Origin of the sequence: Marinomonas communis (assembly GCF_004363305.1) — a bacterium.
Lineage (GTDB): Bacteria > Pseudomonadota > Gammaproteobacteria > Pseudomonadales > Marinomonadaceae > Marinomonas > Marinomonas communis.
The window spans coordinates 152741-174605 of sequence record NZ_SNZA01000005.1 but is presented as its reverse complement, the minus strand read 5'-3'; the positions used below and the strand labels follow the sequence as shown (position 1 = coordinate 174605).

At 45.4% G+C, this 21865-nt stretch carries 17 protein-coding genes; 7 read left to right on the top strand and 10 right to left on the bottom strand.

Annotated elements, in window-relative coordinates; all coding sequences use genetic code 11:
* The first annotated feature begins 104 nt into the window (after positions 1 to 104).
* The 3 genes from C8D85_RS14495 to C8D85_RS14485 all read left to right on the top strand — a co-directional run bounded on the left by C8D85_RS14495 (position 105) and on the right by C8D85_RS14485 (position 4951).
* Positions 105 to 1223, top strand: a complete 1119-nt coding sequence (locus C8D85_RS14495; RefSeq protein ID WP_211342206.1) for a substrate-binding domain-containing protein — start codon at positions 105 to 107, stop codon at positions 1221 to 1223.
* The gene (locus C8D85_RS14490; RefSeq protein WP_133564002.1) at positions 1220 to 3682 is read left to right on the top strand and encodes a putative bifunctional diguanylate cyclase/phosphodiesterase; all 2463 of its coding nucleotides are present in this window, start codon (positions 1220 to 1222) and stop codon (positions 3680 to 3682) included. Before C8D85_RS14495 ends, C8D85_RS14490 begins: the two co-directional genes overlap by 4 nt.
* Before the next feature lie 78 nt (positions 3683 to 3760).
* A complete protein-coding gene (locus tag C8D85_RS14485) occupies positions 3761 to 4951 on the top strand; it encodes an MFS transporter (RefSeq protein ID WP_133564000.1) in 1191 nt (396 codons plus the stop codon).
* Between the two features lie 3 nt (positions 4952 to 4954).
* Here the strand turns inward: C8D85_RS14485 and C8D85_RS14480 are convergent, their stop codons facing one another.
* Together C8D85_RS14480 and C8D85_RS14475 are read right to left on the bottom strand one after the other, a co-directional pair.
* On the bottom strand, positions 4955 to 5527 hold the full coding sequence (locus C8D85_RS14480) for a TetR/AcrR family transcriptional regulator (RefSeq protein WP_162847594.1): 573 nt from the start codon (positions 5525 to 5527) through the stop codon (positions 4955 to 4957).
* A gap of 82 nt (positions 5528 to 5609) precedes the next feature.
* Positions 5610 to 6458 (bottom strand): ABC transporter substrate-binding protein, encoded by an 849-nt coding sequence (locus tag C8D85_RS14475; protein ID WP_133563996.1) that lies wholly within the window; start codon positions 6456 to 6458, stop codon positions 5610 to 5612.
* Between the two features lie 198 nt (positions 6459 to 6656).
* Here C8D85_RS14475 and C8D85_RS14470 point away from each other — a divergent pair, with 198 nt between their 5' ends.
* Entirely contained in the window at positions 6657 to 7589 is a 933-nt protein-coding gene (locus C8D85_RS14470) for a DHH family phosphoesterase (protein ID WP_133563994.1), read from the top strand.
* Between the two features lie 75 nt (positions 7590 to 7664).
* Here the strand turns inward: C8D85_RS14470 and modC are convergent, their stop codons facing one another.
* The 4 genes from modC to C8D85_RS14450 are packed head-to-tail and all read right to left on the bottom strand — an operon-like array spanning position 7665 to position 11051.
* A complete protein-coding gene (gene modC, locus C8D85_RS14465; RefSeq protein ID WP_133563992.1) occupies positions 7665 to 8765 on the bottom strand; it encodes a molybdenum ABC transporter ATP-binding protein in 1101 nt (366 codons plus the stop codon).
* A complete protein-coding gene (gene modB / locus C8D85_RS14460) occupies positions 8765 to 9460 on the bottom strand; it encodes a molybdate ABC transporter permease subunit (protein ID WP_133563990.1) in 696 nt (231 codons plus the stop codon). Before modB ends, modC begins: the two co-directional genes overlap by 1 nt.
* Before the next feature lie 8 nt (positions 9461 to 9468).
* On the bottom strand, positions 9469 to 10224 hold the full coding sequence (gene modA, locus C8D85_RS14455) for a molybdate ABC transporter substrate-binding protein (protein WP_244937028.1): 756 nt from the start codon (positions 10222 to 10224) through the stop codon (positions 9469 to 9471).
* A gap of 29 nt (positions 10225 to 10253) precedes the next feature.
* Positions 10254 to 11051, bottom strand: coding sequence for a response regulator (locus tag C8D85_RS14450; RefSeq protein ID WP_162847593.1), 798 nt, complete (start codon positions 11049 to 11051; stop codon positions 10254 to 10256).
* A 406-nt stretch (positions 11052 to 11457) separates the two neighbouring features.
* On the opposite strand from C8D85_RS14450, the gene C8D85_RS14445 reads away from it, so the two are divergent.
* Positions 11458 to 12735, top strand: a complete 1278-nt coding sequence (locus C8D85_RS14445; RefSeq protein ID WP_133563984.1) for a cation:proton antiporter — start codon at positions 11458 to 11460, stop codon at positions 12733 to 12735.
* A gap of 101 nt (positions 12736 to 12836) precedes the next feature.
* On the opposite strand, the gene C8D85_RS14440 is transcribed toward C8D85_RS14445, so the two are convergent.
* The 4 genes from C8D85_RS14440 to C8D85_RS14425 all read right to left on the bottom strand — a co-directional run bounded on the left by C8D85_RS14440 (position 12837) and on the right by C8D85_RS14425 (position 18381).
* Complete coding sequence (locus tag C8D85_RS14440) at positions 12837 to 13439, bottom strand: flavin reductase family protein (RefSeq protein WP_133563981.1); 603 nt, start codon at positions 13437 to 13439, stop codon at positions 12837 to 12839.
* Positions 13440 to 13478: 39 nt separating this feature from the next.
* On the bottom strand, positions 13479 to 14570 hold the full coding sequence (locus C8D85_RS14435; RefSeq protein ID WP_133563979.1) for an endonuclease/exonuclease/phosphatase family protein: 1092 nt from the start codon (positions 14568 to 14570) through the stop codon (positions 13479 to 13481).
* Positions 14571 to 14738: 168 nt separating this feature from the next.
* Entirely contained in the window at positions 14739 to 17321 is a 2583-nt protein-coding gene (locus C8D85_RS14430) for a TRAP transporter permease (protein WP_133563977.1), read from the bottom strand.
* Between the two features lie 91 nt (positions 17322 to 17412).
* Positions 17413 to 18381 (bottom strand): TAXI family TRAP transporter solute-binding subunit, encoded by a 969-nt coding sequence (locus tag C8D85_RS14425; RefSeq protein WP_133563975.1) that lies wholly within the window; start codon positions 18379 to 18381, stop codon positions 17413 to 17415.
* A 363-nt stretch (positions 18382 to 18744) separates the two neighbouring features.
* Between C8D85_RS14425 and C8D85_RS14420 the strand changes: the two genes are divergently transcribed.
* Together C8D85_RS14420 and C8D85_RS14415 are read left to right on the top strand one after the other, a co-directional pair.
* Positions 18745 to 20427: a transporter substrate-binding domain-containing protein gene (locus tag C8D85_RS14420; RefSeq protein WP_133563973.1), complete on the top strand. Its 1683-nt coding sequence runs from the start codon at positions 18745 to 18747 to the stop codon at positions 20425 to 20427.
* A 23-nt stretch (positions 20428 to 20450) separates the two neighbouring features.
* Entirely contained in the window at positions 20451 to 21857 is a 1407-nt protein-coding gene (locus tag C8D85_RS14415; protein WP_133563971.1) for a sigma-54-dependent transcriptional regulator, read from the top strand.
* Positions 21858 to 21865: the final 8 nt, after the last annotated feature.

The following is a 21865-nucleotide window of genomic DNA, read 5'->3' as shown; positions in this document are numbered from 1 at the left end:
TCCTATAAAAACAGTCAAATCATGCTTTAAAGCATACAATAAGAACGAAAAGGTACACGGAATTTCCTTACTACATGAACTTTAAAAGGTAATGGTTTGTAACCGTGAAGCGATTAATTTGTTTTTCTGATGCCCTAAAGCGACTAAGTGTAGTGACTCTGTTATTAAGCAGCGCACTCGTTGGTCATGTTATGGCCTATGATTATTCGAGCATCAAACAGCAGGTCAATGCCGCTATTGAAGAAAATACGACATGGTCTGGCCCAATAACAGGCCCCAAAATCAGCAGTAAAAAGCAGTTAATCTTTGTCGCATCAGACCTCAGAAATGATGGGGTCAATAGCATCGCAAAAGGCATGACCGATGCGATCTCAAACTTAGATTGGAATTTACGTCTACTGGATGGGAATGGCTCAAAAGTACGTCAGGCAGCAGCTCTTAGCCGCGCTATTATGCTCAAGCCTGATGGCATTGTGCTAGGTGGTATTGATGCAAAGTATCACGAACAAACACTTCAAGCAGCCCAAAAATTGGGGATCACTGTGATAGGGTGGCATGCTGCGAATACTACGAAAGTAGAGCCAGATCTTGGGTTGTTTACTAACATAACAACTGATGCACAAAAGGTCGGAGAGATCGCTGCATCGCTAGCCATTGTGGATACCAAAGAGCATGCGAAAGTCGTTATTTTCACTGACTCGAACTATAGCATTGCAATGCTAAAAGCTCATAGCATGGCAGAAGCTATTGAACAGTGTGCCCAGTGTGAACTGCTTTCGATAGAAGACATTCCTTTAGATAATATTGCTGACGAAATGCCTGATACCATTGGTCGACTACTACAGCAGTATCCTCGTCAGATTACTCACTTCTTAGTCATCAACGATTTATACATAGATTTTGCTATTCCATCGTTAATTGCATCGGGCCAAAATCATCACTTGCTACCGAAAAGCATTTCCGCAGGTGATGGCAGTTTTGAAGCTTACCAACGAATCCGTAATCAGTCTTTTCAATTGGCAACTGTTCCAGAGCCTTTATTTATGCAAGGGTGGCAAATTGTCGATGAATTTAATCGCGCCTTTCATAACATGCCACCCAGCCAATTCGAAACACCGATTCACCTCGTTGTGCACGACAATATAAGAACCATAGATAGAAAAATAGGTGTATATGACCCACAGAATCATTATCGGGAAGCGTACATGAGGATCTGGAAATGATCTTTAAACGAGTCAGTCTAAGCGCAAGATTCGCGCTAACCGTCATTGTCTTATTTTGTATTTTTGGCCTTGGCATCGGCTTTTTGATTCGCTCACTCTTTTCCATTGAGTCTCTGTTAGAACAGGAATCCGCGCGTCACGTTCAGGAGCTGACTGTCAATTCCATGGTCAGCCGAGAGATTTTCGAGCTATCTTCTCGCGTTAGGTTATTAGAGCAAACCTTTCTTTATGATGAAGCCATCCTATCGGAAGAAGGCTTTAATATTGACGAGCAATTACAAAACATCAGAGCACTATCCGATGACGAGCCTTTCGTCTTACGAATGGATGAGTTTATCGTCGACTTTCATCGCTTTATCGGTAACTCCGTAACCTTAAACCGGATTTTAAAAGAGCTGTCCGTGATTGATACACAACTTGGACAAGAGATTGATCAGCTAGACAGCGAGCTGGCTAAGTATTTTGTCACGCAGGCAATCAGTTCTCCAAAACGGCCATTCAGCGACGAGCTGGATATTATGCACTTCATTCGAGAAACCTACCTAAGCGCCGGAAAAATGGCAGCCTCAGTACGCAGTCGGATTACTCCAGATACGGAACAAGTCGTCATCATTAAAGTCGAGAAAGAGCTCAATATTCTCGCTATGCATTTGACTAACATGCGCCGCTTTAACAAAGACGTTAGTCAAGCGCAAAACGCCATTCAAAGAACCATTCGTCGCTACCGAGCCGCGTTACGTAAAATGACAGCAAACCTTGATCAAAGATGGTCGGTTATGGGATCGCTCGTAGATTCTCAGACCAATCTTATTGGCTACGTTGCCAATACTGAGCAAGCCGTACAACGCAGTGCAATACGTATTTCCAATGATGTTAAAAGTGACCTAATCGTTATGCGTGCTTGGGTATTTATTTCCAGCTTTGTGGCGTTATTTTTTGGCATTACCGTTACCCTCATGATGGTTAAGCGACACATTACTAAGCCACTAAAAGAGCTAAAAAGTAGCTTCCATCAAATCGAGCAGAACAACTTTGACCACCCTGTTAGACTCGATCGCCTCGATGAATGGGAAGTTATCGAAAGCGCCTTTAACCGTATGTCTGCACGCTTAAAAAGAACCTACAGCGACCTAGAAGACGAACGTTCAAAACTGAACGCACTGGCTCACCAAGACCCGCTAACAGGTCTAGCGAATCGACTATTGATATACAAGCGCCTAAACAAAGCCACTCAAGGGGCAGGACATGCCTCAAGAGTCTTTTCTATTCTTTATTTAGACATCGATCACTTTAAAACCGTCAACGACTCGCTAGGGCACAACATTGGCGATGAGTTATTGATTGAGGTAGCAAGACGTCTGAAACAACTGACCCAAGGACAAGATATTGCCTCAAGGTTAGGTGGCGATGAATTCATGATTTTATGCTATTCAGCGAAAACAATGGACAGCGTTACAGAGCTGGCTAGGGCTATTAATGAGTCGTTAAGACAGCCTTTCAATGTTGAAAGCGAAACGGTTTTTGTGAGCAGTAGTATAGGCGTATGTTTGTACCCAGAACATGGCGACACTGCTGAAACCTTAGTGCGAAACGCAGATACCGCTATGTATCACGCCAAACGTGGTGGTCGAGACGATTTCAGAGTCTACAAACATTCTATGACCTCTGAAGCCCATGAAGTCATGTCCAAAAGTTCAGGTTTGAAACGTGCACTGATAAATAATGAACTGTTTGTTGTCTATCAGCCTCAATACGATACGTTTAGCGGCAGAATTTTTGGGGCTGAAGCTTTAGTACGCTGGAATCACCCAAGCAAAGGCATATTGAGACCTGCAGAGTTCTTGGATGTCGCGGAACAGACCGGCATCATAGTGGATCTTGATGACTACGTCTTCAACTTGATATTCGAAGATTTGTTGGAGTGGATAGAACAAGGCGCCATCGACGATGACTTTAAAATTTCCGTAAACTTCTCAGGCCGGAAGCTCTTTTCAGAACAGTTGCTGCAACACCTTACAGAACGCCACGAACAAGCGCCGACCATTTCTCAGCGCATCACGCTAGAGCTTACGGAGCGTGACATGATCACAAATATCGAACAGTGCCAACAATCCATCGAGCAGATCAAGCAGCTAGGGTTTAAGATTGCGATAGATGATTTTGGTACTGGCTATTCGTCTTTGGCCACATTGAAACACCTTCCAGTCGATGTATTGAAACTAGATAGAAGCTTCATTAGCGGTTTAGGTGATGATTCTGTCGATTATGTCATCATCGAATCTATCTTATCCATAGCTAAAGGTCTGAACTTACAAGCCATTGCCGAAGGTGTGGAAACAGACTTGCAATTACAATCGCTAAAGGACATTGGTTGTGATGCGGCCCAAGGATATTACTTATCTTACCCAATCGATAAAGAGGAATTACTACAATTGCTGGCAGAACAAAAGGCAGGATGACTTAGGGACATTATTGACCATACGGTTTAGAATGCACGCTCTAAAATCCAAAATGGTCATTACGAATAAGGACACTCCATGCCCTCCTCTAACTCTGCGTCAGAGCAAACTGCTTGGCTTGAGATATTTTTACTCTGGTTTGCAGGCATCAGCGCAGCCATGCAGTTTGCGAAGTTTTCCGTATCCTATAATGAGCTGCTGACGTATTATCAGGCTGGCCCAACTCTCACAGGGGCAGCCATTTCTGTCGTTGGCACTATTGGGCTTATTTTCGGTGTAACAGCCGGCTTGATCGCAGGCAAGATTGGTTATCGCAAAGTGCTCATTGGTGCCTTAATACTTGGGGCATCACTATCATTTGTACAATCTCTGCTGCCAACATTTGAAATTGTCATGGCAACTCGCGTCCTTGAAGGCTTTTCCCAGTTGGGTGTTGTTGTTGCCGCACCAACCATGATCGCAAAACTCAGTGCAGCAAGACACCGCTCTATCACCATGGGGCTATGGGGCACTTTTTTTGGTGTTGCATTTGCGCTAACCGGTTTATTTGGCAAATCTCTGATTAGCCACTTTGAATTAAGTGGCCTGTATTTCACCCACGGGCTATTAATGGGCGGTATGGCTATTGCCCTAATTGCACTATTAGATAAAAACGAACAGCGTTACCACTCAGGTTCAGTGGCTTCAAACGAACCATATTTTAAAAAGCTTGGCAAAATCTACCGAACCCCACAAACGCTCTTACCGGGTTTAGTGTTCGTGTTCTATACCTGCACACTGGTCTCGTTGCTAACTTATATCCCCAACTTTATTGAATCGGACTCGTTGCGCGCCACCATGCAAGTCATCTTGCCCCTGCTAAGTACCGCAGGCACGTTTATCGCTGGCACGCTCTCGCAGTATGCGATGAGACCACAGCGAGTTGCTCAAGTCGCTTACGCTGGGCTTGCTTGTGGTGCACTTGTGCTGTTTAGCAATCTATCCTCTGCGATGGCATTTTGCTTAGTGGTTGGCCAAATGGTGCTCTTTGCTGGACTGATCCCTGGAGCTGCGCTCGCGATGATTCCACGCTTAGCACGAAACAGTGACGAGCAAGCAAATGGATACGGTCTGATCGCCCAGTTAGGTAATTTAGGTGCAACCGTCGGCCCCCCAAGCTTTGCCACTTTGATCACGGCTTACGGTCTAAACGGTTTAGTCGGGCTGGTCTGGTTCATATGCGCCATGGGCAGTGTATTTGCTTTCATGGCTGCCCGCATCGAACGTTAACACCTAGTTATTCTGTTGCACTAGTGAATCGATTAAGGCGGTAATGGATTCACTAGTCAGCCTTGAGTCGTTGCGACACGGATTGATCTTAGGCAATAAGAATGCTTCTCGTGAGATAGCAAACAAGACAAAGAAATGCGAATCAGACACGGCGTGAATAGCCATCCAGCGTTGCAAAGTCTGAATCAAGGAAAGCTCTAGTTGAGCAAAGAGTGCGCTGTCCTCTTCAGAAAATTTATGCGGTTCCCCCCAATGAATTCTATAAGCCGCCAAGCGATCTTTAGCATTCGACCAATGCTGCCATATATCGATCCAGCCTTGCGAGAACACATCACTGCACTGCTCATGCTGAGTGATTAAGCCATCTAGCTCTGCTTTACTACGCTCAATGATTTGTTTTAGCACTTCCTGCCATAATAATTGCTTCGATGGGTAGTTACTGTAGACGGTGGGCTTAGATACCCCCGCCTCCAGTACAACTTGGTCAATGCTCGTTCCTTGATAGCCTGCCACTTGAAATAAGTTTAATGCTGCGTCTGCTATCAGACCCTTTTTGGAGGGGCGCCCTCTCGCCATGCTACGCCTCTTAATCATTTTATAATCAGTAACGTAGCATTATGCCATCAATCGTATTTGCGAGGAAAACGCCTATTAGGATTTATGATTTAAAAGGCAACACTAACTCTTCCGCTTGCAAGGCAAGGCTCTCTAGGCCATTACCAGACAAGTACCATAAGTCTGGCGTTAAATAGACCACTTGTGTGCTTGCACCCAACGCTTTGAGCTGCTTCTGAAACGCCGCGGCATCAAGGGCTTGATCTGCTTGTCCAATTGCTTGGCTACGATCAACAACGTAGACTACTTTGGGATTTGCCGCTGCTATGTCCGCCGCGGTTACAGGCATAAAGGTACGCGTTCCGCGAGTTTCCGCCTTGACCGATTCAGGTAATTGGGCGGCCTGCATTCCAAGTAATTCCAATGCAATGGGATCTTTTCTGACACTGAAGCCACCAGCATTGTGGGTAACAGACAACATAGTTTGGCCCTGTGCTACTGTACGCAAATCAGCAATATGCTGCTTAAGTGACGCCAACGCAGAAGTGGCTTCCGATTGCTTATCGATTTCCTTTGCTAAAGACTGCACATGCTCTTCAAAAGCAGGCCAAAACGGCCCACTACCAAGCCCAACGGTCTCCGTTGTCGCAATTTCGGACAATGCTTTCCCTTGATCACCCTGACGCCCTGTAATCAAAATCAAACTAGGTGACGCACTTTTCACCGCTTGCGAGTCTGGGGTCTTTAAACCACCCACGTCGACATATTGCTCGGCTGAAAATGCTTTTAAATAAGTAGGCAAAGCTTGTTTAGGTAAACCAACCACCTGATCACTGGCCTGTAGAGCACGCATTGTGTCCACGCTACCTAAGTCATAACTTACCACTCGCTCAGTCGCCACAGCAGACCCTGAACACAATACGCCAACAATCAGCAATTTTTTGAAATCCATTCCTTTTCCTTAATAAATATTGGTAATGGTTTTCATTATTCACTAATTTTAATGTTGAGTATCAGAACACCCTGTTTCAAAACTTGAAACTGATACCTAACGGCGTTAATAAAGCGTTACATTAAAATTCACACAGACGCTAAAAATCGCTGTTACACTTAAAGCATTGTTATTGAACTCAGCGTAGGGACGTAAATTATGAGCAGCGAAAAATTTCGTTTGGTGACTCGCAGTGACTTTGACGGTTTAGTATGTGCCGTGTTACTGAAAGATTTAGATTTGATTGATGATATTTTGTTCGTTCACCCGAAGGACATGCAGGATGGAAAAGTCGATATCAACGCCAATGACATTACGACAAACTTGCCTTATGTTGCCGGCTGCCACCTCGCATTCGACCACCATTTAAGTGAAACGGTACGTAACGACAGTAACATTGATAACCATATCATTGATCCAAATGCCCCTTCCGCAGCAAGAGTGGTATACGACTACTATGGTGGTCAAGAGCGCTTCCCAAACATCTCGCTAGATATGATGGACGCGGTTGATAAAGGTGACTCTGCACAGTTTAACGAAGATGAAGTACTCAACCCTACAGGCTGGGTATTATTGAACTTCATTATGGATGCTCGCACAGGCTTAGGACGTTTCCGAGAGTTCCGCATATCCAATTATCAGTTGATGATGCAATTGATCGATTACTGTAAAAGCCACACCATCGAAGATATTTTAGCTCTGGAAGACGTAAAAGAACGTGTCGACCTTTATTTAGAGCATGATGCGAAAGCCAAAGAACAAATCAAACGCTGTGCAACCGTTCACGGTAATCTAGTCGTGTTGGATCTATTAGAAGAAGAGACTATCTACACCACAAACCGATTTGTTATCTACGCGCTGTACCCTGAAAGCAACATTTCTATCCATAAAATGTGGGGCTTGAAAAAGCAAAATACGGTCTTCGCAATCGGTAAGTCGATCCTGAACCGAACATCTAACACGAATGTGGGTGAGCTGTGCTTGAAATACGGTGGCGGTGGTCATATGAATGCCGGTACTTGCCAGATTGAAAACGATCAGGCGGATCAAGCACTACAGGACATCATTAAAATCATTAACCAAGACGGTTAGAACATCCCGATAGGCTGACTTTGACGAATACAGTTAGCCTATCTCCCCCACTGCCGTTTGCCTTTGCAGTACACTTCAACAAACCAGTGCAACAGATTTCACCTGAGCAACAACCTGTTGGCCAATGCTAAGATCTAATTCATGAGCTGAACGCTTAGTGATACGTGCCGTAAGGCTCAGAACATCGCATTGTAATCGCACGAGCAACATGGCTTCATCTAAGTCTGGATCTATTCTTAAAATCTTGGCTGATATCTTATTCAATATACTAGAAGCGGTCGCGTCTTCTAGCGTAATACTTACATCTCGGGCCAAGATTCGTATACGCAACGTTTGTCCAACCGAGATCCCCGTATCACGACCCCATACACTCACGCCTTGTGCACATTCCACTTGGGCCAAGTGCCACGTTTCTGATCGTTCAATGACTTGACCTTGCCAAATCGTTCCAGCATCAAATCCCGTAAACATCGGCAAGTCTGGTTGGGACAAGACTTCGGTCAATTCCCCCTCAGCAATCTGTTTACCGTCTTGAAGCACTAACACGTGATCCGCGAGCTGAACGATTTCATCAATAGAGTGAGTGACATATAAAATAGGGATGGCAAACACTTCTCGTAAGCGCGCCAGATAGGGCAAAATCTCTTGTCGACGAGCCTGGTCCAGCGAAGCCAAGGGCTCATCCATCAGCAATAACTTCGGCTGTATCAACAAAGCTCGCGCGATAGCTACTCGTTGACGCTCACCACCAGACAGTTCAATCGGGAAACGCTGTAACAAGGTCTCAAGCCCCAATAACGAAATTACCTCTTGGTAATAGTCGTCAGAAACCTTTTGATCTGCCCGCTTCATGGCAAACAGTAAATTCCCTTTGGCAGTGAGATGTTCAAACAGACTGGCTTCCTGAAACACGTAGCCAATTGAACGCTGGTAGGCTGGCGTGAATGACGTCCCTTGTTGCCATGCTTGTCCAGCAACGACCACTTCACCTTGCCCGGGCCGTTCAAGGCCAGCAATACAACGCAAAAACGTCGTTTTCCCTGAGCCCGACGCACCAAAAATAGCGGTAACTCCGCTATCCGGTAGCTCGCAATCCACATCTAAACAAAACCGGTGCTGTGCGGATTGTCGTTCAAGTTTCACTCTTGCTCGAAGCATTGATGGAGTATTAGCCATTATTTACGCGCCTTCATCAAACTAGACACATTCGCATGACGACGCACTCCATAAACGCCAAGTAACACTAGGAACGAGAACACGATCATAGCAATTGAAAGAATATGGGCCTGACCGTACTCCAGCGCCTCCACATAATCATAAATCTGCACAGAAACCACTCGGGTTTCATTTGGGATATTGCCGCCAATCATCAGCACAACACCGAACTCACCTACCGTATGAGCAAATCCCAATATCGCAGCTGTCAAAAAACCCGGCTTTGTTAGCGGTAATACAACATAGAAAAATGTTTCCCATGGGCCGCAACGTAGCGTTGCTGCAGCTTCTAGAGGACGATTACCGAGAGATTCAAAAGCGTTTTGAATTGGCTGCACAACAAATGGCAGGGAATATACCACTGACGCCAGAACCAGCCCCCAAAAGCTGAAGGGCAGCAGCCCCATACCCAGTGCTTGTGTCAATTGCCCTAAATAGCCATTTGGCCCCATGGCAACCAACATATAGAAACCTAAAACCGTCGGAGGCAAAACAAGCGGTAATGCCACCACAGCCCCCACAGGCCCTCGCCACCATGAATCTGTTCGTGCAAGCCACCACGCGATAGGAGTACCGATGATTAATAAAATCACCGTTACTGTAAACGCTAACCGTAAGGTTAAACCGATCGCAATAAGGTCCGCTTCACTGAACATGAGCTTAATTACTCCGTTTCATAACCAAAACGATGGATCGTTTCTATGGCGGCGGGGCTTTTCAGAAAGGCCAACAAGTCTTTGGCCGCAAGGTTATCTTGTCCTCGCTTTAACAAGACTGCATCTTGCCTGATCGGATGATAAAGTGACTTGGGCACCAACCAGCTAGAGCCGTTTGTCACAGCGCCGTTGCTCATAATTTGAGACAAAGCCACGAAACCTAGGTCCGCATTACCAGATGCAACAAACTGATAGGTTTGAGAAATGTTTTCCCCCATCACCCAATGAGCTTGAGTCGATTCCGTAAGCCCCATGGCATTGAGCACTTCAGATGCAGCATAGCCATATGGAGCAAGCTTTGGATTGGCCAAGGCCAACTTATTAAACTGGCCAGATAATAGTGCTGCGGGTGACTGATCAATCAAATCTGAATCAGACGACCATAACGCCAATGCGCCAATAGCGTACGTAAATCGAGTATCTTGCAACGCCTCACCAGATGCTTCTAGGGCCATTGGCTTTGCTTGGTCAGCTGACAAAAAAACATCATAAGGTGCCCCATTTTGAATCTGGGCTAGCATTTTTCCAGAGGAACCAAACGACAGCACCACATCATGCTCCGTCTGATACTCAAACTGTTCAACCAAAGATTTCATCGCCCCCGAGAAATTCGAGGCGACAGCAACATGTACTTGATCGGCCTGCGCCCACGGCGCAATGCTAAACAACACAAGAAAAGCAGACCATAAACTAAGTGTTCGCAAGAAAACTCCTTTCAAAAAACACAATGACATTAAGCGCCGATCGCAAAGGTTGCTTCATTCTCTGAATTATCGACAATCTTTGGCAACGACTCAGTGACAAAATTAATAACCGTTTGCAGTGATTCTAAACCACTCTTATCACACTTTTCATGCTCAAATATGACTGCGACTGAACACGCTGTATTCGAAAAATCTTGACCGTCTTGCGCTTGTAGGCGAATAACCCGCCCTGATAGATTGTGCGCTTTAATCAGACCTTTGCCAGGAAACTCCATATTGATATGAACTTTCACCTGGGAAAATAGAGTTAAAACAGAATCAAAGGAGACATCTAACAAGGCTCCTGAACGGCTGATATTTTGGATTTTTCCATCCAGCAATTTGCCCGATGTCGAGATTTTCATTTGATGTTTGGGCAACCCCGCAATGCGAGACTCTTTTTGCTTTTTGAAAGCCCCCCAAGCTCGTCGAACCGCTCCCTCCAACTTTTCAGTAGTGAAAGGCTTCACAACATAATGACTTACGCCATTCTGAATAGAGTGCAGAACCGACTCTTTCCCATCTCGAGATGTCATCATAATAAACGGGATATCACGTAACTTTTCAGAGCCTTTCACAAAAGCTAGCAGCTCTTGCCCATTCATTTTTGGCATTTCCCAATCAGAAATGATCACATCCACTTTCTTAGACAACAAAATCTCTTTTGCTTGCAGACCATTACCGGCGGTATAAATTTTTTGAGTACCAAACTGAGTGTACACGGCAGTCTTTACCAGGCTGCGTACTGCCTGAGAATCGTCTACCACCAAAAAAACCAAATCGTTCACAGACACTCCTTCTACTGTGGTCACTCATGGATGCTTCGTCAGGTGACCCTAAGCCACTCCGTTATAATAAGCGAACATTATGTAAGCAAACGTAAACGATTTACAAGGCATTGTTTTAAATAGTATTTGTAGATCTATGTGTGACTTAATTTGTCTCTACGAAAACAAACCGCATCGTGCATAAAGGCATATTAACTAGCCATCAGAAATCATTTATCTCGTAATTTTTTTACACAATTCCCTACAAATAGTGTTTTTATAGGAATACAATACCTGACACTAAAAATTTGACCTGTATCAGGCGTATAATTTTTAGTGCTGCCGTGTTTAAAACTAAGCGTCCTACCCTCTGCCCTCCCTTCCTGTGGGCGTTTAGTTGTAAACATGCTTATCAAATAGGAACTCTATGAACGCTTGGTACTTCCTCTGTCTTCTATCCGTTATTGCTATCTTAATTGCCTTTAGCAATCAATACGTGCTCAAACTTCAAACAACGATCGCTATCACAACGGGCTCCGTTGTGATTTCATTACTGTTAATGGGCTTCACCCAGTACTACGATAACAGCGTCACACAAGCCATCACCACATCCGTAGCCAGTCTGAACTTTAATATGCTCCTACTTAATGGCATGCTGGGATTCTTGCTGTTTGCTGGCGCACTTGAAATAGATCTGAAACTACTACGGAACCAACGCTGGGAAATTGCCATCATGGCCTTTTTCTCTACTATTCTGTCCACGTTCATCGTAGGAGCTCTGTGTTACGGCATTTTCTACGTTTTTGGATGGGAAATGCCGTTTATCTATTGCTTATTGTTTGGTGCTTTAATTAGCCCAACCGACCCTATTGCAGTCCTGGCGATCATTAAGAAGATGAATGCTCCGGAAAAGATTTCCGTTCAGGTCGAAGGTGAGTCACTGTTTAACGACGGTATTGGCTTAGTCGTGTTTACCACGATTTTTGCTCTCGCCTTCTCTGGAGAAACACCAACATTTGGCGGTGTGGCTGAGCTATTCCTAGTTGATGCAGTGGGTGGCGTATTATTCGGTCTCGTCATTGCGTTGATTTCACACTGGTTAATTCGCACCAGCCATGACACCAGTATAGAGCTACTGATTACATTGTGTATCCCAACCGCAGGCTATGCACTGGCGAATGTATTAGGTATTTCGGGGCCTCTGGCAATGGTTGTCAGCGGTATATTTATTGGCAACGTGACCCATTCGAAAGGTTTCTCGGAAAGCAGTCAGACCACCATGAGCCACTTCTGGCACACCGTCGATGCTTTTTTGAACTCGCTACTGTTTATCCTGATCGGTTTATTACTAGTCGTACTGCCGGTCACATGGGGAGAAGTTGGCCTTGGCTTACTGATGATCCCAGCAGTTCTTATCGCGCGCTTCATTAGCGTTGGTGCTATGTACAAAGTTTTCCGACGTTTTCGAGAATATGATCCTCACTCGGTGAAAATCTTAACATGGGGAGGATTACGCGGGGGGCTAGCGTTAGCGATGGCAGCGTCTATTCCGCAAGGAGCATTGATGGTAAATGGAGCGGACTATCATACGGTGATCGTCGTCGTCACCTATATCGTGGTCATTTTCTCGATCATTGTTCAGGGCTCAACCATTTCCCCTATCATTCAACGCAGCATTGACGAAGGCAACACTGCGCAATCCTAAAAGCCTCTTAGCGCCTCTATTCTACAGAGGCGCTAACTCTACACCACATTTGCCAGAACGCTTCATAGTCAAATCAGGCCCCCTTTCACTTTTTGATTTGACTAAGGTCGGCTCAAGGTGTCTAGGTGTTTGGTAAAACTGTAAAAGTCACCGCCCATTTTTCCAACACTGTCTAATGCCTGCTGATCAATTTTTCCGTCTTGATATAAATGATCGGCAACAAAAACAGAGACCACATCCAACAAAACCAAGCTCCCCGCACCAGCTTGATCTCCCAAACGTATCACCTCGCGCAGGCGACATTCATATCTTACTGGTGAGTCCGATACTGATAATGGTGCAACCCGCTGACTTGGCACTGAGGCAATATCTGCAAATTCAAATTCACTTTGTTCCGGCGGCAAACCAGCACAAGAGAGGTTCATCTTATGCATTGTTTCAGAGTTCACGATATGAACCACACACTCTTTGGTCGCCAACAAATTTGTTAGGGTATCTTTATCGCTACCTGTTTGAGGGTTGACTTGGGTATAACTAAGGATAGGAGGATTTACACTGGCGACAGAGAAAAATGAGTACGGTGCAATGTTGTCAATACCTTGGTCAGATCGGGTACTGATCCAAGCTATTGGGCGCGGCGTGATACCACCTACCAGAAGTTTATAGATATCAGATGTAGACAGTCCATCAGCAACTATATTCATATCAAATCCTTAGAATTAACAACAAACTTTATACTGGAGTTATGACGTCGTTCTGGGCTCTGGAACATCTTCTTTTGTGACGCCTTCCTCTTGTGCCATGTCTTTCACCAACTGCTCATCTTCCTCATCACTATTGATTGGCTCTTGGTCTTGACCTTGTTTGGGAGTGAGGGCCAGTTGAGTCAGCAGTGGAAAGTGGTCTGAGCCAATGGAAGGCAACCTCTCGATATGACTGAGCGTAAAATGCGAGCTATGGAAAACATGGTCAAGTGGCCAACGTAAAAAAGGAAAACTAGCATGAAAGGTACAAAACATTCCACGCCCCACTCTCGGGTCGAGCAAGCCACTGATTTTGCGGAATAGCCGCGTCGTTGTGGACCAAGCAACATCATTTAAGTCTCCTGTTACGATAACAGGTTCATCTGTTTCAGCAATACTTTTTGCGACAATGGCAATCTCAGCATCTCTTTCACTGGATTGCGTATTTTCAGTAGGGCTAGGTGGCGCGGGATGAAGGAAGTGTATACGAACCACTTGGCCATTGGCTAACGTCAAATTGGTATGAACTGAAGGCACATCATCCTCGACCAAAAAGCTTAACGACGTGTCACTCAAAGGAAAACGAGAATATACGTGCATGCCATATAAATTATCGAGCGGACACTTAACCGTGTAAGGCAAGTCTTTTTCAATAACACTTAGTTGCTCTTCCCACCATTGGTCTGATTCTAACGTGACCACCACATCAGGCTGATGATGTTTTATCAGATTAATCAGCTTATGAACTTGGCGATTAGGCGTTAAGACATTCGACGTTAGCAGAGTGATTTGCGATCTATGATCTGAATTTTCTGAAGCTTTCACCTCTTTCGAAAACAATCGTGTATAAGGAATAACCCACCATAGCTGTATACAAAAACAAACCAAGGTAATGAAAAGGATCAAGCAGCTCGATATCTGCCCAAAGGGTAAATAAAGCAATTCCAGTATCAATAGCACAGCAGCAATGACTGCAAACTGCAGTCGTGGAAAGTCACAAGCGCGAACCACCCAGTGAGTAATGCGCATCATAGGTGAAAAAGTGACAGCAAACAGAATCGCCGTAAAACAAGCCAGTAAAAGAAATATCATGCTTAGTCTTTATCTAAAAAATACAACTGATAGTTAAAGCTAACATGTAAACAGATGAAAATCTGAACTGGATGAAAAAGAACATATTTCATCCAAATTTGAAACGCTAACTCTTAATAAAAAAAGCCGGAGCAAAGCCCCGGCCAATCTGTCGCTTGCTAGCGAGGATTATTCAGATAATCGTTTCTTTTGGCGGCGGATGATCCATAACACCAATAAAAAGGCTGGAATAAAGAACCATTCTTTCGCAGGACGTTCATTTTCAATATCGAAGCCAGTGATCTCCCAATCGAAATCCAACTGCATTTGTTCAGCAACGCCCCCCCAAACAATGTTATCGATGTAAAGACGTCCGTCTTCGTCACGTACCTCAAGACCAGAGCCGTCCAGCAGACGGTCCGCTGCAGAGCCTTCAGCGCTCAGTGGTAGATCGACCGTTTTCTCAATCCATCGGCCATCAAGGTTCTCACCTTCTACCGCTAAACGCACACTTTGCATATCAGGGTGTTGCTCAATGTATTGCGTAAGCTCAGAACCTTGGTAATGCTCATGCGGTGCAATGATTTGGTCCAACCAGAACCCTGGACGGAATAAAGTGAATGCAACCAGCAACAAAATAGCACTTTCCCAACGCTTACTGCGTGCGAAGAAGTAACCTTGTGTACCGGCAGCAAAAATCAACATCGCAGCCAGTGCGACGAAGAACACCATCACACCTTGATACCAAGTGACATCAATAAGTAGCAAATCCGTGTTAAAAATAAACAGGAATGGCAATAGCGCCGTACGCATTGAGTAGAAGAATGCCGTAAAACCAGTCTTGATCGGATCACCACCGGATACTGCCGCCGCAGCAAAGGATGCTAGGCCAACCGGAGGTGTTACATCTGCCATGATACCAAAGTAGAACACGAACATATGGATCGCGATCATAGGCACGATCAAACCAGACTGTGCACCGAGCTCAACTACGACACTTGCCATCAATGACGATACAACAATGTAGTTCGCCGTTGTCGGAAGCCCCATACCCAATACAAGGGAAATCAGCGCCACCATCAACAACATAATGATCAAAACGCCGCCAGACAGAAGTTCCACAAACTCTGCCATGACCTGACCTACACCTGTTAGCGTCACCGTACCCACAATGATACCTGCGGTCGCCGTCGCCACACCGATACCGATCATGTTACGCGCACCAGTATTTAGGCCTTCGATCAGATCCCAAAATCCTTCTTTAAACTGAGCACCCACATTTTGATGTTGACGGAAATATGCTTTAAGAGGCTTTTGCGTGATCAAGATAAACGCCATCAACATACTTGCCCAAAACGCTGACAAGCCTGGTGATTTACGCTCAACCATCAAGAACCAAACCAATACGATGAGAGGTACTAAGTAGTAAAGACCAGCGCGGTAAATGTCTGCAAACACTGGCAGCTTTACGATTTCACCGTTGGTATCGCCCATATCTAGGTCTTTAGATTTTGCTGAAATAAACAACAAAGCGAAGTAGCCAAATACCACTAGCAACAGCAAACCAAGGTTTGACCAATCACCTAGCGCCCATTTGATCCCTAGCACCAAGTAGTAAAGCGCGCCCGCTAAAATCATCATGCTCGACATAATGATGCCTGAACGAAGTAATGCGATTTTCCATGGACGAGGTGGAGTTGAACGAGGTAAGCCACGCATATCCGCTTTCAAGGCTTCAAGGTGCACAATGTAAAGCAAAGCAATGTAGGAAATCGTTGCAGGTAAGAAGGCATGCTTCACTACTTCAATGTATGGAATACCGACGTATTCCACCATCAAGAAAGCCACGGCCCCCATAACAGGTGGCATGATCACACCGTTTACCGATGAAGATACTTCTACCGCACCCGCTTTTTCAGGACTGAAGCCCACTTTCTTCATAAGTGGAATGGTAAACGTCCCCGTGGTCACCACGTTAGCAATGGATGAACCGGAGATCAGACCTGTCATTGCTGAAGACAATACCGCCGCTTTCGCAGGACCACCACGCATGTGGCCTAATAAAGCAAAAGCTACTTGAATAAAGTAGTTACCAGCACCAGCTTGGTTGAGCAGTGCGCCAAATAATACAAACAAGAAAACAAAGCCAGACGAAACGCCTAGGGCAATACCAAACACACCTTCTGTGGTAAGCCACATGTGCGTCATGGCTTTTTCAAACGACGCCCCTTTCCAACGCAAGATCTCTGGCAACCAAGACGAATCACCAAAGAATACGTAAAGCAAAAAGACAATAGCAACCATCATTAATGGTGGCCCTAAAGAACGTCTTGCTGCTTCTAGGGTTAATAATAAGCCGATGCCTGCTACCACCAAATCCAACGTGGTAGGCAAGCCTGGGCGCATTGCCAGCTCATCATTAAATAAAAATAGGTACGAAGCACAGAATGCTCCCGCTGCCGCCAACACATAATCTACGATTGGGATGTGTTTAGTAGGGCTTGAACTGAAAGCGGGGAACGCCATAAACGCCAAGCTTACAGCGAAGGCTAAATGCAGTGCTCGTGATTGGGTATCGTTTAAAAAACCAAAACCAAATTGAGAAGGTAGAGGTGAGCCGATCCATAATTGAAATAAGGACCAACATAGAGGGACGAGGAACAACAAGCCCAACGCAAAACGACCGGTCGGCGCACGTTTACCAGTATCGGCTTCGGCCACCATTTCATTGAGCTTATCGGTATCCAAAGCGCTTGAGGTTTGAGTCGACATAGAAGTTTCCTAGGTACGAACGATAGAAGAAGAAAGCGCCAACCATCTGGCTGGCGCTTTCACATGGCGGACTACTTAATAATGGTAGGGATTATTTAAGTAGACCTTGCTCACGGTAGTACTTCTCAGCACCAGGGTGCAGTGGCGCAACTAGAGAAGAGTGAACCATTTCAACTGGTTGTAGCGGTGCAAATGCAGGGTGTAGACGTTTGAAAGAATCGAAGTTCTCAAATACCGCTTTTGTCATTTGGTAAACCACTTCATCAGACACGTTGCTAGACGTTACGATGGTTGCTTTTGGACCAAAGGTAACCACGTCATTTGGGTTGCCGTTGTACATGCCACCTGGAATCACAGCCTGAGAGAATTCACTGTGTTTCTTCTGAACGCTTAGTGAAGCGTCGTCTGTTAATGGGATCATACGCACGTCACAAGTAGTCGTCGCTTCTTGCGCAGAACCGTTTGGTAGACCCGCAACGAAGATAGTGACATCAAACTTGTCGTCACATAGTGCTTGAGACATTTCTGAAGATTTAAGCTCAGCAGCAAATGCGAAATCTTCTGTTGTCCAACCTTTCTCAGACATTAGAAGTTCCATCATTGAACGGTTACCAGAACCTGGGTTACCGATGTTAACGCGCTTACCTTTAAGGTCGTCAAAAGACTTAATGCCAGAGTCTGCACGAGCCATTAGGTGAATAGGCTCTGGGTGAAGAGAGAATACAGAGCGCAATTCTGGGAATGGGTTACCTTCGAATTGGCCTTTACCTGCAATCGCTGCCGCTTGAACGTCAGACTGCGCTACACCGAACTCAAGCTCGCCCGCGCGAATGCTGTTTACGTTGTAACCAGAACCGCCAGTGGACTCTACAGAACAGCGAATGCCGTGCTCTTTACGGTCTTTGTTGATCATACGACAGATAGAACCACCTGCTGGGTAGTAAACACCTGTTACACCGCCAGTACCGATTGAGATGAACTGAGTGTCAGCCGCCATAGATACTGTTGTAGCTGCGGCAAAAGCCGTCGCGATCGCTGTCTTAAAGATTGCTTTCTTCATTGAAAATTCCTCGTTGTGTCATTTTTTTGTTATCAAATTGTCAAAACAAGGACATCTATGGCAATTACAGTGCCAACTTATAAAAAATGCCATAACCTTATGTTTTTAATAGAAAAAAGATGTTTTTCTAGGAAAAATCCTGCTTTTCATTTTTATAACTATAGTTATAGATCTAGTATTTCACGATGTATGGGAACCCTAATATCAAGGATATATCGTGCACTTCAGAGCAACTATAACCTTTTTCATAGCTATAACTTTTGTTATAAATGGCCGATAACTAACACAGCAATAGCTCTTCTCATCTTAGAAAAGAGCCGTTAAGATGCCCGCTCCACTGCCACTTTGTAGATAAAATAAACAATGAGAACGCTAATTCTCTGGCTATTCACGGTTTTATTTGGCCTCACCCACAGTTACGCTGATACTCGACCTACGATTGAGACGACAGCACCTAAACGTGTAGTGCATATTGCTGCAGACTACAACTACCCTCCTTATGAATTTTTAGACGAAGAAGGGCAGCCTGCGGGATATACAGTTGAGTTAACATACGCCATTGCAGAAACCATGGGCCTGGACATCGATCTCACCATGACCGATTGGCAGAGTGCTTATACTGGTTTATTAGATGGAACGTACGATGTTCTACAGAACATTGCCTACTCGGAAGAGCGCGCCAAGCACATTTTCTTTTCGTCCCCACACTCTATCGTGAGCCAATCGTTGTTTGCTCGCAAAGATGGGCCTCATGTAGATGACATCTCAGAAGTCAGTGGTTACGAAGTCATTGTTCAGAACGCTAGCATCATGCACGAGTATCTGAAGCAGAATTTCCCTGAAACCACCATTATCCCTGCCCCTACTCATTCGGCTGCTTTACGTTTACTGGCTTCAGGAAAACACGATTTTGCATTGACGGCTAACTCTCCAAGTCTGTATCTCAGCCAAGAAATGGGACTCAGTAATCTAGAACCGATTGCTAGGCCCGTAGCAGGCCAGAGGCTCAGCTATGGTGCTTTGCCCGTCAATGAAGACCTGATGGCTCTGTTCAGCGAAGGTTTGGCCATTTTAAAAAACACTGGCCGTCAGCAAGAAATCTACAACAAGTGGTTTGGCACTCTGGATCAATCTAAAACCCAGTGGAAAAAGCTAGGACAGTACGCGTTTTATACCATCTTGGCTTTGCTGTTTATTTTGGGTGGGATCATGATCTGGAATAGCATGCTGAGAAAAGAGGTAGAGCGTCGCTCCGAACAGATTAAAGCGCAACAGGAACAGCTGATCCAAGCCGATAAGATGGCCTCTCTTGGCGTGCTCGTGTCAGGGGTTGCCCACGAGATCAACAACCCAACCGGTCTGCTTATGCTGAACCTCCCCATCCTACGCAGTGCTTGGGAAGATGCCCTACCCTATTTAGATGAAGTTGAAAAAGAGCATGCAGGGCTTTATTTAGGTGGACTGTCTTATCAACGCCTTAAAGCAGAGATCCCTTATTTATTGGATGAAATGCAACATAGCACAGACCGCATCCGAAACATTGTCAACGATTTAAAAGACTTCGCTCGGGAACAACCTGATGAAATCTGGCAGGAGGTCAATATCAACCAAGTTGTTGAAACCGCAGTACGCTTAGTTGATAAGTCTCTACGCAATGCAACGGAGCACTTTGCGCTGCATTTGGACCCTAGAAACCCGAAAATTATGGGCAATCCACAGCGACTGGAGCAAGTCATCATCAACTTAGTGCTTAATGCCTGCGACGCTCTAGAAAATAAGTCTCAAGCATTAACCATCTCAACATCATTAAATCCTGACCAGTCAGAACTACTCTTGGCCGTGGAAGACCAAGGGTGCGGGATTGATCAGCAAGCTTTACCAAGACTGACCGACCCCTTCTTTACAACCAAACGCGAAACAGGCGGAACAGGATTGGGGCTCTCTGTGTCAGCTGGTATCGTAAAAGCCCATAAAGGGCGATTATCTTTTGAGTCAAGCGTGGGTAAAGGAACTGTCGCCATCGCTAGTTTTCCAATTCTGCCTTAGTCGTTTACTTGAGAGGAGTCGTTTTGAATCCATCTGCTTACCCGCCGTTTAAAATCCTACTCGTGGACGATGAGCCATCGTTCTTGCGCAGTATGTCACTGACATTAGAACGTTATGGGCTCAATAACATCATCACCTGTTCGGAGCCTCATCAGGTGCAACAGATCATGTCTGAACACAGCATCGGTTTGGTGTTGCTGGATCTGACTATGCCCGTTATCTCTGGGCAGGAACTACTGGCATGGTTTAAAGAAGAATACCCGGCGGTGAGCGTTATTATTTTCAGCGGTTTGAATCAGGTCGATGCGGCGGTAAATTGCGTCAAGCAAGGCGCATTCGATTACATCGTCAAAACCGCCGACCAAGAGCAGATCCTTGAATCTATTAAACGTGCTATTCACACCCAAGAATTAAGTCTAGAGAACCAAGCTTTAAGAGCCCAGCTGTTGTCCAACGAACTGAATATGGCGGCTCAATTTGCGAACTTTGTCACTGCTGACCCTGGCATGATCTCCACCTTTCGATATCTGGAGTCCATCGCAGCCAGTGCGCAGCCTGTTCTGATTACGGGGGAAAGTGGTGTGGGCAAGGAGCTGATTGCAGGCGCTATTCATAATTTAAGTGGACGCAATGGCCCTTTGGTCACCGTTAATGTTGCAGGCCTTGATGATAATATTTTTTCCGATACCTTGTTTGGTCACGCCCGAGGCGCCTTTACCGGAGCCGATAAAGCGCGCCAAGGTCTGGTGGAAAGTGCCGCTGGTGGCACCCTATTTCTAGATGAAATTGGTGATTTAAGCGCTTCTTCTCAAGTCAAATTATTGCGCCTACTGCAAGAAGGCGAATACTACCCCATTGGCAGTGACCGCCCGAAACGTATTCAAGCGCGTGTGGTGGTCGCTACCCATCAAAACTTAGCAGAGCAACAACAGCAAGGCACCTTCCGCAAGGACTTGTATTATCGACTGCGCACGCACATGGTGAATATCCCACCTTTACGTGAGCGCTTGAATGACTTGCCACTATTGCTCGATCACTTCATGCGCCAAGCCTGTGACGAGCTGCAAAAAGACTATTTGGCAATCCCAACCAATCTAGCACTGCAATTACAACACTACCCATTCCCAGGCAATGTACGTGAGTTGCGAGCCTTGGTATACGATGCAGTTAGCCAAAGTAGCCAGGATGAACTGAATGTTAGTGTTTTCCAAACCTTAGTAGGCGGCAATCAAGTGGATGTATTCGAGCGAAGCGTGCGCTTCCCAGAGGATCAGCCTTTGCCGACACTGACCCAATTAAGCAAACTGTTGGTGGAAGAAGCCATGAACCGTGCTAATCAAAATCAGTCTTTGGCGGCACGCATGCTAGGGATTTCTCAGCCTGCGTTGAGCAAGCGCTTGAAAAACATGAAAGAAGACAGTGAAGATTAGCCGAATCG

Bases quoted from the DNA above. Each gene is read 5' to 3' on its own strand.
- C8D85_RS14490 (WP_133564002.1), top strand. From the start codon at position 1,220: ATGATCTTTAAACGAGTCAGTCTAAGCGCAAGATTCGCGCTAACCGTC.
- C8D85_RS14485 (WP_133564000.1), top strand. From the start codon at position 3,761: ATGCCCTCCTCTAACTCTGCGTCAGAGCAAACTGCTTGGCTTGAGATA.
- C8D85_RS14480 (WP_162847594.1), bottom strand. From the start codon at position 5,527: ATGGCGAGAGGGCGCCCCTCCAAAAAGGGTCTGATAGCAGACGCAGCA.
- C8D85_RS14475 (WP_133563996.1), bottom strand. From the start codon at position 6,458: ATGGATTTCAAAAAATTGCTGATTGTTGGCGTATTGTGTTCAGGGTCT.
- C8D85_RS14470 (WP_133563994.1), top strand. From the start codon at position 6,657: ATGAGCAGCGAAAAATTTCGTTTGGTGACTCGCAGTGACTTTGACGGT.
- modC (WP_133563992.1), bottom strand. From the start codon at position 8,765: ATGGCTAATACTCCATCAATGCTTCGAGCAAGAGTGAAACTTGAACGA.
- modB (WP_133563990.1), bottom strand. From the start codon at position 9,460: ATGTTCAGTGAAGCGGACCTTATTGCGATCGGTTTAACCTTACGGTTA.
- C8D85_RS14445 (WP_133563984.1), top strand. From the start codon at position 11,458: ATGAACGCTTGGTACTTCCTCTGTCTTCTATCCGTTATTGCTATCTTA.
- C8D85_RS14440 (WP_133563981.1), bottom strand. From the start codon at position 13,439: ATGAATATAGTTGCTGATGGACTGTCTACATCTGATATCTATAAACTT.
- C8D85_RS14435 (WP_133563979.1), bottom strand. From the start codon at position 14,570: ATGATATTTCTTTTACTGGCTTGTTTTACGGCGATTCTGTTTGCTGTC.
- C8D85_RS14430 (WP_133563977.1), bottom strand. From the start codon at position 17,321: ATGTCGACTCAAACCTCAAGCGCTTTGGATACCGATAAGCTCAATGAA.
- C8D85_RS14425 (WP_133563975.1), bottom strand. From the start codon at position 18,381: ATGAAGAAAGCAATCTTTAAGACAGCGATCGCGACGGCTTTTGCCGCA.
- C8D85_RS14420 (WP_133563973.1), top strand. From the start codon at position 18,745: ATGAGAACGCTAATTCTCTGGCTATTCACGGTTTTATTTGGCCTCACC.